This is a genomic window from Enterobacter sp. ECC-219, assembly GCF_043966805.1.
Lineage (GTDB): Bacteria > Pseudomonadota > Gammaproteobacteria > Enterobacterales > Enterobacteriaceae > Enterobacter > Enterobacter cloacae_N.
Genome location: NZ_CP143680.1, coordinates 646,757 through 663,405, shown reverse-complemented (window position 1 = coordinate 663,405; position 16,649 = coordinate 646,757). Strand labels below are relative to the sequence as shown.

At 56.7% G+C, this 16,649-nt stretch carries 15 protein-coding genes; 3 read left to right on the top strand and 12 right to left on the bottom strand.

The features are described from left to right. Positions 1-201 precede the first annotated feature (201 nt). Positions 202-534 carry a YceK/YidQ family lipoprotein gene (locus V1603_RS03115; RefSeq protein ID WP_116343645.1) on the top strand — a complete coding sequence of 111 codons (333 nt, stop codon included), beginning with the start codon at positions 202-204 and terminating at the stop codon, positions 532-534. 2 nt (positions 535-536) lie between these two features. Here V1603_RS03115 and V1603_RS03110 read toward each other — a convergent pair whose 3' ends face one another. The 8 genes from V1603_RS03110 to V1603_RS03075 all read right to left on the bottom strand — a co-directional run bounded on the left by V1603_RS03110 (position 537) and on the right by V1603_RS03075 (position 8,820). Then, positions 537-1,760 (bottom strand): DUF3748 domain-containing protein, encoded by a 1,224-nt coding sequence (locus V1603_RS03110; protein ID WP_395313477.1) that lies wholly within the window; start codon positions 1,758-1,760, stop codon positions 537-539. Between the two features lie 51 nt (positions 1,761-1,811). Next, complete coding sequence (locus tag V1603_RS03105; RefSeq protein WP_116343647.1) at positions 1,812-3,149, bottom strand: MFS transporter; 1,338 nt, start codon at positions 3,147-3,149, stop codon at positions 1,812-1,814. A 180-nt stretch (positions 3,150-3,329) separates the two neighbouring features. Next, complete coding sequence (dgoD, locus tag V1603_RS03100) at positions 3,330-4,478, bottom strand: galactonate dehydratase (protein WP_395313476.1); 1,149 nt, start codon at positions 4,476-4,478, stop codon at positions 3,330-3,332. Then, positions 4,475-5,092, bottom strand: a complete 618-nt coding sequence (locus V1603_RS03095; RefSeq protein ID WP_395313475.1) for a 2-dehydro-3-deoxy-6-phosphogalactonate aldolase — start codon at positions 5,090-5,092, stop codon at positions 4,475-4,477. The genes dgoD and V1603_RS03095 overlap by 4 nt, the downstream gene beginning before the upstream one ends. After that, positions 5,076-5,954: a 2-dehydro-3-deoxygalactonokinase gene (locus V1603_RS03090; protein WP_395313474.1), complete on the bottom strand. Its 879-nt coding sequence runs from the start codon at positions 5,952-5,954 to the stop codon at positions 5,076-5,078. Before V1603_RS03090 ends, V1603_RS03095 begins: the two co-directional genes overlap by 17 nt. Continuing rightward, positions 5,951-6,640, bottom strand: coding sequence for a D-galactonate utilization transcriptional regulator DgoR (gene dgoR / locus V1603_RS03085; RefSeq protein ID WP_003861109.1), 690 nt, complete (start codon positions 6,638-6,640; stop codon positions 5,951-5,953). The genes V1603_RS03090 and dgoR overlap by 4 nt, the downstream gene beginning before the upstream one ends. A 226-nt stretch (positions 6,641-6,866) precedes the next feature. Further along, a complete protein-coding gene (gene yidA / locus V1603_RS03080; RefSeq protein ID WP_116343651.1) occupies positions 6,867-7,679 on the bottom strand; it encodes a sugar-phosphatase in 813 nt (270 codons plus the stop codon). Between the two features lie 115 nt (positions 7,680-7,794). Beyond that, positions 7,795-8,820: an NAD(P)-dependent alcohol dehydrogenase gene (locus tag V1603_RS03075; RefSeq protein ID WP_192984753.1), complete on the bottom strand. Its 1,026-nt coding sequence runs from the start codon at positions 8,818-8,820 to the stop codon at positions 7,795-7,797. A 109-nt stretch (positions 8,821-8,929) separates the two neighbouring features. Between V1603_RS03075 and V1603_RS03070 the strand changes: the two genes are divergently transcribed. After that, complete coding sequence (locus V1603_RS03070) at positions 8,930-9,865, top strand: LysR family transcriptional regulator (protein WP_116343653.1); 936 nt, start codon at positions 8,930-8,932, stop codon at positions 9,863-9,865. A gap of 29 nt (positions 9,866-9,894) precedes the next feature. Here the strand turns inward: V1603_RS03070 and gyrB are convergent, their stop codons facing one another. From gyrB to dnaA, 4 genes are read right to left on the bottom strand one after another with little or no spacing between them, the layout of a single operon-like run. Further along, positions 9,895-12,306 (bottom strand): DNA topoisomerase (ATP-hydrolyzing) subunit B, encoded by a 2,412-nt coding sequence (gene gyrB, locus V1603_RS03065; RefSeq protein ID WP_116343654.1) that lies wholly within the window; start codon positions 12,304-12,306, stop codon positions 9,895-9,897. Positions 12,307-12,334: 28 nt separating this feature from the next. After that, positions 12,335-13,408: a DNA replication/repair protein RecF gene (recF, locus tag V1603_RS03060; RefSeq protein ID WP_302219488.1), complete on the bottom strand. Its 1,074-nt coding sequence runs from the start codon at positions 13,406-13,408 to the stop codon at positions 12,335-12,337. Beyond that, positions 13,408-14,508, bottom strand: a complete 1,101-nt coding sequence (gene dnaN, locus V1603_RS03055) for a DNA polymerase III subunit beta (RefSeq protein WP_008500170.1) — start codon at positions 14,506-14,508, stop codon at positions 13,408-13,410. The genes recF and dnaN overlap by 1 nt, the downstream gene beginning before the upstream one ends. A 4-nt stretch (positions 14,509-14,512) precedes the next feature. Next, positions 14,513-15,907: a chromosomal replication initiator protein DnaA gene (dnaA, locus tag V1603_RS03050; RefSeq protein WP_032644944.1), complete on the bottom strand. Its 1,395-nt coding sequence runs from the start codon at positions 15,905-15,907 to the stop codon at positions 14,513-14,515. Positions 15,908-16,506: 599 nt separating this feature from the next. Between dnaA and rpmH the strand changes: the two genes are divergently transcribed. Further along, positions 16,507-16,647, top strand: a complete 141-nt coding sequence (gene rpmH, locus V1603_RS03045) for a 50S ribosomal protein L34 (protein ID WP_000831330.1) — start codon at positions 16,507-16,509, stop codon at positions 16,645-16,647. The last annotated feature ends 2 nt before the right edge of the window (positions 16,648-16,649 follow it).

Genomic DNA, 16,649 nt, shown 5'->3' with positions numbered 1-16,649 from the left:
CTGGAATCGGGCTTTTCAAGCGTATTGTTGTGAGATTTTTTTGCACTTTGCTGGTTGTCGCATAGACTCTGGGACAACAGCACAAAGGGTTAAATTGCGATGGCTGCCACAGTGCGGGGTTATCGGGCTATTCATTTCGGATAAGGCTCGCTATAACCCTGAGTTGCAGGTCTATGCAGTGCCATTAACGATGACTGAGTGATGATGAAAAATGTTCTGATAAAGCTGACGGCGTTCAGCGGGGTAGTTTTGCTTTGCGGGTGTTCGAGCGTGATGTCTCACACCGGCGGTAAAGAAGGAACATATCCGGGGACGCGCGCCAGCGCGGCGATGATCTCCGATGACGATACCAACTGGGGCACCAAATCCCTGGTTATCCTGGATATGCCTTTCACGGCAGTCGCCGATACGCTGCTGCTGCCGTGGGACATGTTCCGCACGGACAATTCCGTGCGCTCACGCGTTGAGAAAAGCGAGCAGGAAAATCTGGCGACCAATTCCGTCATCCCGCCCGCTGCAATGCCCCCGCGCTAGTCCTAAGCGGTTTCCGTTAGCCACAGCTGGCGGAAACCGCCCGTCTCTTCCATCCATGCAATAAAGCGCCCGTCAGGGGAAAACACGACGGCATCAGCAGACGGCGGGTTGCCGTGATCGGACGTCAAAAACGTTACCTCTCCGCTCTGCGCGTCGCAGCAGGCGATCCGGTTTTCAAGCACAAATCCCAGCATGTTCCCGGAAGGGTGCCAGTTAAACGCAGACTGAATCCCGCTCTCCGTATGGGTTAACTGGCGCGGCTCGCCGCCCTCAGGAGAGATCAGCCACAGCTGCACAATGCCGTTATCATCCCGCATCAGAAACGCGATCTGCGTCCCCTGCGGATTACTGCGAACCCAGTGACGCGGCACGTTCACCAGGCCTGGATACGCCCTCTTATGCGTAAAGGTCAAACGACGCTGCATCACCCCGGCAGGCGGCGCTGGCAGGGTGTCTGGCGTTCCCTGCAGCGGCGCATCGCCCGCTTGTTTCCAGCCCTGCTCGTCTTCTGGCAGGTTAACAATAAACAGTTCAGGCACTTTTTCGCCCTGCGCGGACAGGGTATCGCCGATAAACGCCAGACTGTTGTTGCCCACCCAGCCCTCTTCATAGGCGCGATTGATTTCATCGCTGCCCGGCTGCGGGTCGGGCGTCGTGCGGCTGACCAGCACGCTCCAGAACGTGCCAGAATATTCACGCGGATGGTTCCCCTGCGGGTTCACCGGGCCGAAAGGCGCCGCCACGCCGACATTGCGTAAATCGAGCTTTGGATCGCGCTCATGTAAAACATGGTCGTTATAGGTGAAGCTGACGAACTGCCCGTTCGGGCTGAAGACGTGCACGTGGCTGCCGCCGCGCAGCGCGCCTGCGGTGTAAGGGGCAGTGATATCCAGCGCGTCCAGATTGCTGACCTGACCGTTATGCGCGATCACCCCCTGACGATGATGAAAATCGTAGCGCCAGCCTGCATCCGGATTTTTCGGGCCGTGGATAAAGACGTATTTATCCTCTGCCGGATGAACGGTCACCACGCCAACATGCGCGCCGTCAGTGGCGCGATAGACCACCTCCACCTCACCCGTAGCGACATTGACCCGCTCAATGGTTTCGCCGGTGAAGGACGCGCCTGACGGACGTACGTCGTAGACCAGCCACCGGCTGTCCGGCGTCCAGGTATTGATGTTGGTGAGCTGGTGGTTGCGGGAGGCGAAGGTGATTTGTTTCATGAGGATACCCTGATGCACGGTGAGTGCATCAGGGTAAAACATCCGCAGGGATTAGCCTACTCGTTTCACATCGCCCACCAGCAGGATGTAGGAGAGAGCCCCGATCAGCGCTACGGCAGAGATGTAGACCAGCGCCGGACCGAAGCCGTAGTCCTGCGCCAGGTAGCCGATGACCAGCGGTACGGTGATCCCGCCCAGTCCGCCGACAAAGTTGAACACGCCGCCGGTCAGGCCAATCAGCCGCATCGGCGCAAGGGACGACACCAGCGACCAGGTGATAGAGGCGAAACCGTTACCAAAGAACGCCACCGCCATCAGGGCCATAATCCACACTGGATCGTTGGTGTAGTTGGCACCCATGATGCAGGTTGAGATCAGCAAGCCGCAGATAATCGGCGTTTTACGCGCCACGCCCAGCGAGTACCCTTTTTTCACCAGCTTATCGGCCAGCCAGCCGGAGAGCAGCACGCCGAAAAATGCGGCGAGGAACGGCACGGTGGTCATAAAGCCCGCCTTCAGCGCCGCGATCCCCTTTTCCTGGGTCAGGTAGTTCGGGAACCAGGTGAGGAAGAACCACAGCGTAGAAGTAACCGCGAACTGGCCCAGATAAACGCCAACCAGCTTACGGTGGAAGACCAGCTTCCAGTCCGCTTTGGTCAGCGGCTGGCGCGCCTCTTTTTTCACCGGCGCATCACCATCCACCAGACCGCCACCGTCGCGGATGTAATCCAGCTCGGCCCTGGTGATACTTTTGGTCAGACGCGGCGGCTGGTAGACCTTGAACCAGATAAGCGACCAGATAATGCCAATCCCGCCGGTGACGATGAACACCCAGTGCCAACTCAGCAGCTCCTGGATCCAGATCAGCAGCGGCGTCAGGAACGCCAGACCGACAAACTGCCCGGAAGTGTAAAAACCAACGGCGGACGCACGCTCGTGTTCCGGGAACCAGCTGGTCACCATACGGTTGTTGGTCGGAAACGCGGGCGCTTCGAAAACCCCGGTGATGGCACGCAGGCCAATCAGCGACATCAGCCCGGTGGCGAAGCCCTGGAACAGGGTCGCCACGGACCAGCCTAATATGGCGATAAAGTAGGTCAGACGTGAACCCACGCGGTCAAGAAACCAGCCGCCGGGGATCTGGCATAAGGTATACAGCCAGGCAAACGCCGAGAAGACGTAGCCCATTTCCGCTTTGGTGATGCCAAACTCTTCCTGAATATGGGCCGATGCCACGGCAAGGTTGGCGCGGTCGACATAGCAAATGACCACGGTAATAAAGATCATAATCAGCGTCAGGTAGCGGCGACGCCCGGTTTTTGTAGCGGTAACTGGAATATCCATCGCAATCTGTCTCCAGATTTTGGGCATAGCGAAGCCGCTCACCATGCCCTGTAATTTACAGAGGGTGTATTTGGTTTTTTTAATTAAAAACGTAAACAGAATGCGCTAAATAATTCGTGCTGGGGGAAGGCGGCAAGTTTTCGCATCCCCGGGAGCATACAAAAGTATGTGACCGGGGTAAGAAAATGCAGCCAACGCATCACCAGCACGAAGTATGACGCGCATTTACCATTCGGCTACGCTGCCGTCCTCATGACGCCACAGCGGGTTTCGCCAGTCCGGCGCATTCTTACTCAGCTCAATGACTTTAGCTTCGTCAATTTCCACGCCAAGGCCCGGCTTCGTAAGCGGTTTAAAGAAACCGCCTTCCATGCAGAAGTCTTCTTTATTTTTCACAAAATCGAGCAGTTCCGCGCCCTTGTTATAGTGAATCCCCATGCTCTGTTCCTGGAACACCGCATTGCGGGAGACGAAGTCGACGTGCAGGCAGGCCGCCAGCGCGATTGGGCCGAGCGGGCAGTGCGGTGCCAGCGCCACGTCGTAAGCTTCTGCCATCCCGGCAATTTTGTAGCATTCGGTGATGCCGCCCGCATGAGAGAGATCAGGCTGCAGGATCGCAATCCCGCCCGCTTCAAGCACGCGTTTAAACTCGAAGCGCGAGAACATACGTTCACCCGCCGCGATAGGAATGTGGGTCTGTTCAGCCAGCTTCGGATAGTACTCCGCCTGCTCGGCCAGCACCGGCTCTTCGATAAACAGCGGGCGATACGGCTCCAGCTCTTTAATCAGCACTTTGGCCATCGGCGCGCTGACGCGGCCGTGGAAATCCAGGCCAAACTCAATCTCGTTGCCGAAGGCTTCACGAATTTGCGCCACGGTATTGACCGCCCGGTCTACCGCACGCGAATTGTCGATAACGCCCATCTCTTCGCAGCCGTTGAGCTTGAAGGTGTCAAAGCCGATGTTGCGCAGCTGCATGATGCCGTCGATCACCTCCGCCGGACGGTCGCCACCAACCCAGCTGTAGGCTTTGATTTTGTCGCGCACCAGGCCGCCCATAAGCTGCCAGACCGGCGCGTTAAGCACTTTACCTTTGATATCCCACAGCGCCTGGTCGATACCGGCGATGGCGCTCATCAGGATCGGACCACCGCGGTAGAAGCCCGCACGGTACATCACCTGCCACAGGTCGTTAATGCGCGCCGGGTCCTGACCAATCAGGTATTCGCCCAGCTCGTGTACTGCCGCTTCAACGGTGCGCGCGCGCCCTTCAATCACCGGTTCGCCCCAGCCTACAACCCCTTCATCGGTTTCGATTTTCAGGAACATCCAGCGCGGGGGTAAACGGTACGTGGTGAGTTTGGTTATTTTCATTTCACTGCCTCTCGATACGCTTTCACAAATGCTGCCGCCTGCTGTGCGGTACGTTCCACGGACTGTCCGGCACGATAAAGATCGCTGCCCAGCCCTGCGCCCACACAGCCAGCGCTCATCCACTGGCCCAGGTTTTCTGGCGTTACGCCGCCCACGGCAAAGACCGGCACGCTGGCGGGCAATACCGCTTTCAACGCCTTGATGTAGTCCGGTCCAAAAGCCGATGACGGGAAAATTTTGAGCGACTGCGCGCCCGCATCAAGGGCAGTAAAGGCTTCTGTGGCGGTGGCGCAGCCCGGGCAGACTGTCATGCCGTAACCCACCGCGCGGCGGATCACCTCAGGCTGAATATTGGGTGTGACGATAAGCCTACAGCCCATCTTTGCCAGCCGATCGACCTGCTCAGGCTGTAACACGGTACCTGCGCCAATCAGCGCCTTATCGCCGAAGGCCTCCACCACGGCCGGAATGCTTTTTTCCCACTCGGGCGAGTTGAGCGGGATTTCTACCGCGTCGAACCCGGCGTCGATAACCGCGCCGACGTGGTCTAACGCCTCATCGGGCGTGATGCCGCGCAAAATCGCGATAAGGGGAAGATCAGTTTGCCACTGCATGAGCGATGCTCCTTATTCCTGCCTGAAATGCCGTGTCGCCGGATACCGTCGAAACATCACGCCCAACGGCGCGAAATGCCTGTTCGTAGCGCGACGTTAGCGATGCGCCTGCGACAATCGTAATGGTCTGCTCGTGCGCGATGAACTCACGCATGCTGGCGACCTCTGCGCCAATCAGCAGGCCGGAGAGAAACTCGCTGACCTGCTCGCGCGGGAGAAGTCCCAGCACGTGCGAGGCGCGAACCTCAAAAAGCTGCGGCAAAACGTCAGGGGAGGCGATCACACGTTCAAGCCCGGCGGCAAACGCCTCTGACGAGGATTCCTGCTCAGGTAAACCGGCCCCGACCAGCGAATGGTTGAGCAGCAAATGGTGCAGCTCGCCGGTCATTACGGTGCGAAAATCGTGGATTTGCTCAGTGTCAGCCTGGACCCACTTACAGTGCGTGCCGGGCATGACGTAGACAGAAGAAGGAGAGAGAGCGCGCGCGCCAAGCAGTTGCGTCTCTTCGCCGCGCATCACGTTGCGGTTATCGTCGCGAGAGACGCACAAACCGGGAATAATCCAGATATTGTCGCCAACGGACGTTAACTGCTCGCCAATAGCGGAAAAATGGGCGGGAACCGGCAGATAAGGTGCAATTTTCCAGCCTACGTTACTGCCGACCATACCCGCCATGACCACCGGCGTGGCGCTGTCGCGCCAGTTTTGTGTGACCTCTGCTAACACCGCCTCGGGGGATTTACCGTTCAGGCGCGTCACGCCTGCTTCTGATTGCCTGCTCTCCAGGCACTGCTCGCCCTGGTATAGCCAGGCGCGCAGATTGGTCGATCCCCAGTCAATTGCGATGTAGCGAGATGTCATGTGATTTCCTTCAGCCTTCGTGTCGAGCTGGCAATCATGGTAAGCGCCGCCTGCTCTGCCGCATCGCCGTCCTGATGCCGTATCGCATCGAACAGCGCTTTATGTTCCTGGAGCGTTTTTGGCATGTTGGCCTCATCACCCATCCAGGTACGTTCAAATACCGCTCGCTGTAGCGAGCTGATCGCCACGCTAAGCTGCTGTAATACCGGGTTATGCACCGACTGTAGCACCGCTTCGTGATAGCGAATGTCCGCCTCGTTGAACGCCTCCCGGTTCTGGTTATTGGCGATCATGTCGTTTAAAGCCGATTCAATCTGGGCCAAATCACCGGAGGTCGCGCGTTCCGCCGCCCAGCGCGCAATTGCCGGCTCCACCAGGTTTCGAACTTCACTCATCGCGCCGATAAGCCGCGGATCGTAGTCGTTTTCCAGCACCCACTGCAGCACGTCGGTATCGAGGTAGTTCCACTGGTTGCGCGGGGCAACAAACGCGCCACGATAGCGCTTCATTTCAATCAGCCGCTTCGCCATCAGCGAGCGGAACACTTCCCGGATGATGTTGCGCGAGGTTTCAAACTCCTCGCACAGTTCAGCCTCTGCGGGGAGCGGCGAACCGGGAACGTATTTACCTCCCACAATCTGGGTGCCCAGCGTGATAACGATGCGATCGGTTTTATTAAGAGTCATGGAGAGTCCTTGTGCTCTGTATGTCCATCACTACTTTACCGCGACCGCTGAATTTCACCTCACTTTTGCAGTACAAACGTGAGATAGTTCGTCTTTGCTGTGGTGACAATGTAGTACAATCAATTAATGTTGTACTACAATCAAGATCACAAAAAGAACAATTAGATAAGTTCAGCGCAAAAAAAAGCCCCGGTTGATAACCGAGGCTGATGATTGAAAATAAGCGTTACTGCAGCACAAACTTCTCGATCGCGTAGGCAACGCCGTCTTCCAGGTTGGATTTGGTGACGAAATTAGCCACTTCTTTCACCGACGGAATGGCGTTATCCATCGCCACGCCCACACCCGCGAATTCAATCATCGCGATGTCGTTCTCCTGGTCGCCCAGCGCCATGATCTCTTCCGGCTTGATACCCAGCGCATCGGCAAGCGATTTCACGCCGGTGCCTTTATTGACGCGTTTATCGAGGATTTCGAGGAAGTACGGCGCACTTTTCAGCACGGTGTACTTCTCTTTTACCTCCGCCGGAATGCGCGCGATGGCTTTATCCAGAATTTCAGGCTCGTCGATCATCATTACTTTCAAGAACTGGGTCGCCGGGTCCATCTTCTCTGCTTCGCAGAACACGAGCGGAATGGTCGCAACGTAGGATTCATGTACCGTGTAGTAGCTGATATCGCGGTTAGCGGTATAAAGCGTATTGCGATCGAGCGCGTGGAAGTGGGACCCCACTTCGCGGGACAGTTTTTCCAGGAACAGGTAGTCATCGTAGCTCAGCGCGGTTTGCGCCACGGTACTGCCATCTGCGGCTTTCTGCACCAGCGCGCCGTTATAAGTGATGCAGTAATCACCCGGCTGATTCATGTGCAGCTCTTTCAGGTAGCTGTGTACGCCCGCATACGGACGGCCCGTGGTCAGAACCACATTCACGCCCTTCGCGCGGGCGGCGGCGATCGCGTTTTTAACGGCTGGAGAGATGGTGTGGTCTGGCAGCAGCAGCGTGCCGTCCATGTCGATTGCAATAAGTTTGATAGCCATGAGTTCCCCGGGATAAATGAGTGCTGCCTCATGCTAACGCGATTAAGCACACAAAAATAGAGCTACATTGCGCAACAGAAACACCCCTTTTACGCTTATGCCGGGGAACGACGACTTACTCGCGGGTGAGAACGATTTTACCGAATGCGCCGCGATCCAGATGTTCAAGGGCCTGTTCAAGCTCGTTAAAACGGTAGCGATGCTCAATCACCGGCTTCAGTCCCGTGACGTCAACAGCGCGGACAAAATCTTCCAGCGCCCGACGGTGCCCCACGCCAATCCCCTGAATGACGGGGGATTTCAGCAGCAGCTCGCCAGCAGGCAGCGAAATGTCAGTTCCGGCCAGCACGCCAATGACGGAGATACGCCCGTGAACGGCAACGGCGCGCAGGGAATGCTTCAGGTTCTCCCCACCTACGGTTTCGATAATATGGTCGATGCCGCGATCCTGAGTCAGCGCCAATGCCTCTTCAGCCCAGTCACTTTTCAGGCGGTTGACGCCCTGTCTGGCGCCCAGTTTTTTGGCGAGCGCCAGCTTTTCATCGCTCCCGGACGTGACAATGACCTCTGCGCCGTGCGCTTTTGCAATTTGCAGGGCGAAAATCGCCACACCGCCCGTCCCCTGTACCAGTACCGATTGCCCGGCGCGGAGCTGACCCCGCTCCACCAGTGCGAACCAGGCGGTAAGCCCTGCGCAGGGTAACGTGCTGGCCTCTGCGTCATCCAGGGTTTCCGGGGAAGCCACCAGCGCGTTTTCATTTACAATCACATACTCGGCCAGCATTCCCTGGAAATAGCCGCCGGACGTTTTGTAGGGCAAGTTGCGCGCGTCTGCCTGCGGCTTGCCGTCGATCCACTCCGGGAAGAAGGTTGAAATGACGCGAGCGCCAGGTTTGAAACGCGTAACGCCTTCACCCACGCTGTCCACCACGCCCGCCATGTCAGACGCCGGGGTGAACGGGAAGGAAAGCGGGATCGGCATCGTGCCTTCAATGACCATTTTATCGCGGTAGTTGAGCGCAACGGCATTTACCCGCACGCGCACTTCACCCGGGCCTGGCTGGGGAACCGGTTCATGAACGAGTTTAAGATTCTCGCGCCCGAGGGCGTTCATTGACCAGCGCTGCATTGTTTCTGTCATTTTTTTCTCCTGCCATCAGATAAGCTTCAGTAATGACAGTCTACCGTTGACTCATATTCTCCAGTGGCGATAAGTTTTCCCTTTATTGACGCCAGAATAGAGACAATCTATGTCCGATACGCTGAAGGATATTCCTGTTTTTGTGGCCGCCGTTGAGGCGGGTAGTTTTGCGCAGGCCGCCATTCGTCTGCATTTGTCACGCTCGGCGGTAGGAAAAAGCATCGCTCGCCTCGAACAGCGGTTGGGAGTTCGTCTTTTTCACCGCACCACCCGCAGCCAGAGGCTGACCGATAACGGCGCCCTTTTTTATGAACGCTGCCTGCGCGCGCTGGAGGAAATCCGTGGCGCGGAATCGCTACTTGAAACAGGGAAACAGCAGGTCAGTGGCCGCCTGCGCGTTGCCATGCCGGTACTGTTTGGCCGTCAGTGCGTCGCCCCGCTGCTGATCGCGCTGGCGCAGGAACACCCCGGGCTTGAACTGGAAATGTCATTCAGCGACCGCGTGGTGGATCTGGTCGAGGAAGGGTTTGATATGGCGGTACGTAACGGCACGCTGCAGGACAGCAGCGTTCTGGTGGCCAGAAAGCTTGGAGAACACCGCATGGTGCTGTGCGCCGCGCCGGATTACCTGCAGAAGAAAGGCCAGCCACAACGCGTTGATGATTTACCCCAGCATACTGCCATTAACTATCTGCGCGCGGGCAGAGTGTTGCCCTGGCAGTTGATGGATGACGAAGGAACGTCTCGCACCTTTACTCCCCGTTCGTCGCTAAACATGGATGATTTGCAGGCTATTTGCGACGCTGCGCTGGCCGGGCACGGCATTGCCTGGTTGCCCTGCTGGATGGTCATCAAAGAAATTCATCAGGGAAAACTCGTCCCGCTCCTGAAGCAGGCGCCGGATGTTCACTTCAACGTTCATGCCGTCTGGCAGCTGACACCTCATCTGCCGCTGAGGGTTAGAATTGCTGTAGACACGCTGGCGAGCCGTTTACCGGCTGTGATGTCGCTGGACCTTCCTGCGCCCATAAAAAAGCCGCGCTGAAGCGCGGCTTTTATCGCAGTGTAACGGCATTAGATATCGATATTCGCCGCTTTCAGCGCGTTCTCTTCGATGAAGGCACGACGCGGTTCAACCGCGTCACCCATCAGAGTGGTGAACAGCTGGTCCGCAGCAATCGCGTCTTTCACGGTGACGCGCAGCATGCGACGGCTTTCCGGATCCATGGTGGTTTCCCACAGCTGATCCGGGTTCATTTCGCCCAGACCTTTATAACGCTGGATAGACAGACCGCGACGGGACTCTTTCACCAGCCATTCCAGCGCCTGCTCGAAGCTGGCTACCGGCTGACGACGCTCGCCACGTTCGATGAACGCATCGTCTTCGATCAGGCCGCGCAGCTTCTCGCCGAGGGTGCAGATACGACGGTATTCCGGACCGGTCACAAATTCGTGCTCCAGCGGATAATCGGTGTCGACGCCGTGGGTACGGACGCGAACGATAGGCTCAAACTGCTGCGCCGCATTCTGCTGAACGTCGAACTTCCACTGGCTGCCGTGCTGTTCTTTCTCGTTCAGCTCGCTCACCAGAGCGTTCACCCAGCGCGTCACGGTCTGCTCGTTGCTCAGATCGGCTTCGGTCAGGGTTGGCTGATAGACCAGCTCCTTCAGCAGGGCTTTTGGATAACGGCGCTCCATACGGCCAATCATTTTCTGCGTGGCGTTGAACTCGGAGACCAGACGCTCCAGCGGCTCGCCTGCCAGTGCCGGAGCGCTGGAGTTCGCGTGCAGGGTTGCACCGTCAAGGGCGATCGCGATTTGGTACTGATCCATCGCGTCGTCATCTTTGATGTACTGTTCCTGCTTGCCTTTCTTCACCTTGTACAGAGGCGGCTGTGCAATGTAGACGTGGCCACGCTCAACGATTTCAGGCATCTGACGATAGAAGAAGGTCAACAGCAGCGTACGGATGTGCGAGCCGTCGACGTCCGCATCGGTCATGATGATGATGCTGTGATAGCGCAGCTTGTCCGGGTTGTACTCATCGCGGCCAATGCCGCAGCCCAGCGCGGTGATGAGCGTCGCCACTTCCTGGGAAGAGAGCATCTTGTCGAAGCGCGCTTTCTCAACGTTGAGGATTTTACCCTTCAGCGGCAGAATTGCCTGGTTTTTACGGTTACGGCCCTGCTTCGCAGAACCGCCCGCGGAGTCCCCTTCCACAAGGTACAGTTCGGACAGCGCCGGGTCGCGTTCCTGACAGTCAGCCAGCTTGCCCGGCAGGCCCGCTAAGTCCAGCGCGCCTTTACGACGGGTCATCTCACGGGCTTTACGCGCCGCTTCACGGGCACGCGCCGCATCGATAATTTTGCCCACAACGATTTTTGCGTCGTTCGGGTTTTCCAGCAGGTACTCGCTCAGCAGTTCGTTCATCTGCTGCTCAACCGCTGATTTCACCTCGGAAGAGACCAGCTTGTCTTTGGTCTGTGAGGAGAACTTCGGATCCGGCACCTTAACGGAAACAACGGCAATCAGGCCTTCACGGGCGTCGTCACCGGTGGCGCTGACTTTAGCTTTTTTGCTGTAGCCTTCTTTGTCCATGTAGGCGTTCAGGGTACGGGTCATCGCCGCGCGGAAGCCCGCAAGGTGAGTACCGCCGTCGCGCTGTGGAATGTTGTTGGTGAAGCAGTAGATGTTTTCCTGGAAACCATCGTTCCACTGCAGCGCCACTTCCACGCCGATACCGTCTTTTTCGGTGGAGAAGTAGAAGATATTCGGGTGAATTGGCGTTTTGTTCTTGTTCAGATACTCAACGAACGCCTTGATACCGCCTTCGTAGTGGAAGTGGTCTTCTTTGTTGTCACGCTTGTCGCGCAGGCGAATCGATACGCCGGAGTTCAGGAACGACAGTTCACGCAGGCGTTTCGCCAGGATGTCGTACTCGAATTCGGTGACGTTAGTGAAGGTTTCGAGGCTCGGCCAGAAACGCACCATGGTACCGGTTTTGTCGGTATCGCCGGTAACGGCCAGCGGGGCTTCAGGCACGCCGTGCTGGTAAATCTGACGGTGAATTTTGCCTTCGCGCTGGATGACCAGCTCCAGCTTCTGCGACAGGGCGTTAACTACGGAAACGCCTACACCGTGCAGGCCGCCGGAAACTTTATAGGAGTTATCGTCGAACTTACCGCCTGCGTGCAGAACGGTCATGATCACTTCCGCAGCGGATACGCCCTCTTCCGGGTGAATACCGGTTGGGATGCCACGGCCATCATCGGTGACGGAGACGGAGTTGTCCGCATGGATGGTGACCACGATGTCTTTACAGTGACCCGCGAGCGCTTCGTCGATAGCGTTATCTACCACCTCGAATACCATGTGGTGCAGACCGGTGCCGTCATCCGTGTCGCCGATATACATACCCGGGCGCTTACGCACCGCATCCAGCCCTTTCAGGACTTTGATACTGGAGGAGTCATAAGAATTCGACATCAACGTTTCTCGCTCATTTCAACTTGGGTTAATCCGTTATTTTACCCTTTTCCACGGTAAACATCTTCGAATTTTCGTCCGACATGTCCATAACGTGTTCAGCGCTTATGGCGCTGACGAAAACCTGCGACTGCGTGGCTTTTAAGCGGCTGGCAAGCAGCCCGCGCCGCGCGTCGTCAAGTTCCGAGGCAAAATCATCTATCAGGTACAGGCAGCGCCGCCCGCTCTCGCGGGTGAGGAACTCCCCCTGCGCCAGGCGCAGCGCACACATCAGGAGCTTGAGCTGCCCGCGCGACAGCGTATCTTCCACCGGCGCACCGTCAGCACGAATGCGAAAATCCGCCTTGTGCGGGCCGTGCGCGGTGTAGGTCAACATGCGGTCGCGCTCAAAGCTTCTCTCTAACACCTCGGCATAATCCGTCTCTTTCTCCCAGCCGCGCTGGAAGGAGAAGGTGAGAGAGAACTCGGGTAAAAACTGTTTGCAGGTGTCGGCCATGTCTTCGGCGATACCCGCGCTGTATTCGGCACGCCAGTTGCTGATTTGTTCCGCGAGAGGGATTAACTCCATGTCCCACGGACGCAGCTGGGCGTAACGGGTAACCTGGCGCAACGCGGCGTTACGCTGCTTGAGCAGACGCTTCAGGTTGCTCCAGGCGTTAAAGAAACCGGCTTCGTTGTGAAAGCATCCCCAGTCGAGGAACGCTCTTCTGTATTTGGGGCCGCCGTTGAGTAAAGTAAACCCCTCCGGCGTAATCAGCTGCATCGGCATCAGCAGCGCCAGCTCCGCCACTTTATGGCCGTCGGTGCCGTCGATGCGCACCTTGCTGTCGCCCTGCTTGTCTTTGGTCAGGCCGATGGAGGTTTCCCGCTCTGCGCCCTGCAAACGTCCGTGCAGAACAAAGGATTCCTGCTCGTGGCGAATGACGCGACCAATCTGCAAACTGCGAAACGCCCGACCGTGGCCGAGCGTATAGATGGCTTCCAGCACGCTGGTTTTGCCGCTGCCGTTCGCGCCAACCAGGAAGTTAAAGCCGGGGGATAAAGCGAGATCCGCGCTTTCGATATTGCGAAAGTCACGGATCAACAGACGGGTGAGCGACATTACAGTCTCATTGGCATGACAACATAAGCAGCCGACTGTGATGCGGCATCTTCAATCTGTACGCTCGAAACGGAGTCGGTCAGCAGGATGCGCACGTTCTCGCATTTCAGTGCATTGAGCACATCCAGCACGTAGCTGACGTTAAAGCCGATTTCCATCTCAGCCCCGGCGTAGGTGACGTCCAGAATCTCTTCTGCCTCTTCCTGCTCCGGGTTGTTAGCGGTGATTTTGATCTGGTTTTCACTCACGTAAAGGCGCACGCCGCGGAATTTCTCGTTAGAGAGGATAGCGGCACGGGCAAACGCCTGCTTGAGGCTATCGCAGCCCGCTTCCAGCGTTTTGTCCGGGTTCTTCGGCAACACGCGGCGATAATCCGGGAAACGGCCGTCAACCAGCTTCGATGTGAAGACAAAATCACCCACGTGCGCGCGGATGTTATTGCTGCCGATCTGCACGCGCAGCGGCGTGTCGCCACCGTCGAGCATACGCATCAGCTCAATCACCCCTTTACGCGGCACGATCACCGAATGGTTTGGCAGTGAGTCGCCAATCGGCATAGAACAGACCGCCAGACGGTGGCCGTCGGTCGCCACGGTACGCAGCTCTTCACCTTCGGTTTCGAACAGCATGCCGTTTAAGTAGTAACGAACGTCCTGATGCGCCATGGAGAACTGCGTGGCTTCAATCAGACGCTTCATCGTCGCCTGCGGCAGGGTGAATTCCACTTCACTCTGCCAGTCGTCCAGGTTCGGGAAGTCTGCAGCTGGCAGCGTGGAGAGCGAGAAACGGCTGCGGCCAGAGCGCACAAGCATGCGGTCGCCCTCCAGCTGCACGGCGATTTCAGCACCTTCCGGCAGCCCGCGGCAGATATCAAAGAATTTACGTGCCGGAACCGTGGTCGCGCCCGCGTCGTGCGGCTGCGTCAGCGTAACGCGCGCGATCATTTCCATTTCCAGATCTGTACCGGTCAGCGACAGCGTACCGTCCGCGACCTGAAGCAGCAGGTTTCCGAGAATAGGCAGCGTTGGGCGGCCGCCTAATGGGCCACTCACCTGTTGCAGCGGTTTTAATAAATGTTCACGTTCAACGGTAAATTTCATAGCGTCACGATGATAATGTTCTGATTAGATTGGAAAAATCTTCTTTTATGTCGTGGCTTTCTTCGCGTAACTGCTCAATCTTGCGACAAGCGTGCAGCACGGTCGTATGGTCACGGCCACCAAACGCATCGCCGATTTCCGGCAGACTGTGGTTGGTTAACTCCTTTGCCAGCGCCATCGCCATCTGACGCGGACGCGCCACCGAGCGGGAACGACGTTTAGACAGTAAATCTGCCACTTTGATCTTGTAGTACTCGGCCACCGTCTTTTGAATATTGTCGATAGTGACCAGTTTTTCCTGCAATGCCAGCAAATCACGCAGCGCTTCACGCACAAAATCGATGGTGATCGCACGACCGGTAAAGTTGGCATTGGCGATAACGCGGTTCAGCGCTCCTTCCAGCTCACGCACGTTGGAGCGCAGACGCTTGGCAATGAAGAACGCCACTTCACCCGGCAGGCGAATATCGTTCTCATCGGCTTTCTTCATCAGGATCGCAACGCGGGTTTCCAGCTCCGGTGGCTCGATCGCCACGGTCAGGCCCCAGCCGAAGCGGGATTTCAGACGATCTTCAACGCCGTTGATCTCTTTTGGATAACGATCCGAGGTCAAAATGATCTGCTGATTACCTTCCAGCAGGGCATTGAAGGTGTGGAAAAATTCTTCCTGCGATCGTTCTTTATTGGCAAAGAACTGGATGTCATCGATCAGCAGCGCGTCAACGGAACGGTAGTAGCGTTTAAACTCTTCGATCGCATTGTTTTGCAGGGCTTTTACCATGTCCTGAACGAAGCGCTCGGAGTGCATATACACCACTTTCGCGTTAGGCTTGCGCGCCATAATGCCGTTACCTACCGCATGCAGCAGGTGGGTTTTACCGAGACCCGTGCCGCCATAGAGGAACAGCGGGTTGTAGGCACCGCCGGGGTTATCCGCAACCTGACGGGCCGCCGCGCGCGCCAGCTGGTTCGACTTACCTTCAACGAAGTTATCGAACGTGTGTTTCACGTTAACGTTAGAGCGGTAGGTTGGCTCTGCGGGGGCAGGGACGTTATCCCAGCCCTGACGAGCGGGTGCGACGCGAGGTGCCGGAGCCGGAACAGCCTGAGCAGGCGCGGCTACATTTACGGTTTCACGAACGGTTTGGGTGACCGGCTTTGTGCCCACTTCAAAACGCAGCTGTGGGACATCTGACCCGCAGAAATCGTTCAGCAGACCATTGATGTTATTAAGGTATTTGTCCCTTACCCAATCGAGCACAAAACGGTTTGGCGCATACAAAGCCAGCGTGTTATCGCTCAGCTCCGCCTGCAACGGGCGGATCCACATACTGAATTCTGTGGCTGGTAACTCATCCTGCAATCGGGCAAGACACTGCTGCCAAAGCGAAAGTGACACGGCGGACTCCACTCGAACAATAAAAGAAAACTATTGAATATTCATGATTGTTGGCGCACATCGACATGACCCTGTGTAAAGGGGGACGTGCGAATTGCTATCTGCAATTTATCCTGACCAGGATCCTGGGATCCCGATCGGGACCGCGGATCATAGCGTAAACTGAGCCAGAGATCTTCTGTTTCTCACAGATTCTTCCCGATTTATCCACAGGAAGATCCGAAACCGGGTAAGTGTAAACGATCCTGGCGCGAGTGCCCCGCGATTTAGCCCGCATATTGGAAAATTTAATGAGCAACGACAATTTATTGCTTAAATGATCTAACGAAGATCCGGGACGATCCTTGCGCTTTGTTGGCGAGGCCGTATAATCCTCGACCCGGCGCGTGATGCTCATCTTCCTGCGTCGTCCGTTGCTCATTTTCCACGCGAAATCGTGCGGAAATACGCGGGAAATAAGGAAAGAGAATTGACTCCGGAGTGTACAATTATTACAATCCGGCCTCTTTAATCACCCACGGCTTCGGCGTCCGTCATTCGAAACTCGGTCGGGCATCCGCAAAAGTCATGAATTTTTTCAAGTTTAGGTAGAAATCGCCATGAAACGCACTTTTCAACCGTCTGTACTGAAGCGCAACCGTTCTCACGGCTTCCGTGCTCGTATGGCTACTAAAAATGGTCGTCAGGTTCTGGCACGTCGTCGTGCTAAAGGCCGCGCTCGTCTGACCGTTTCCAAGTAATA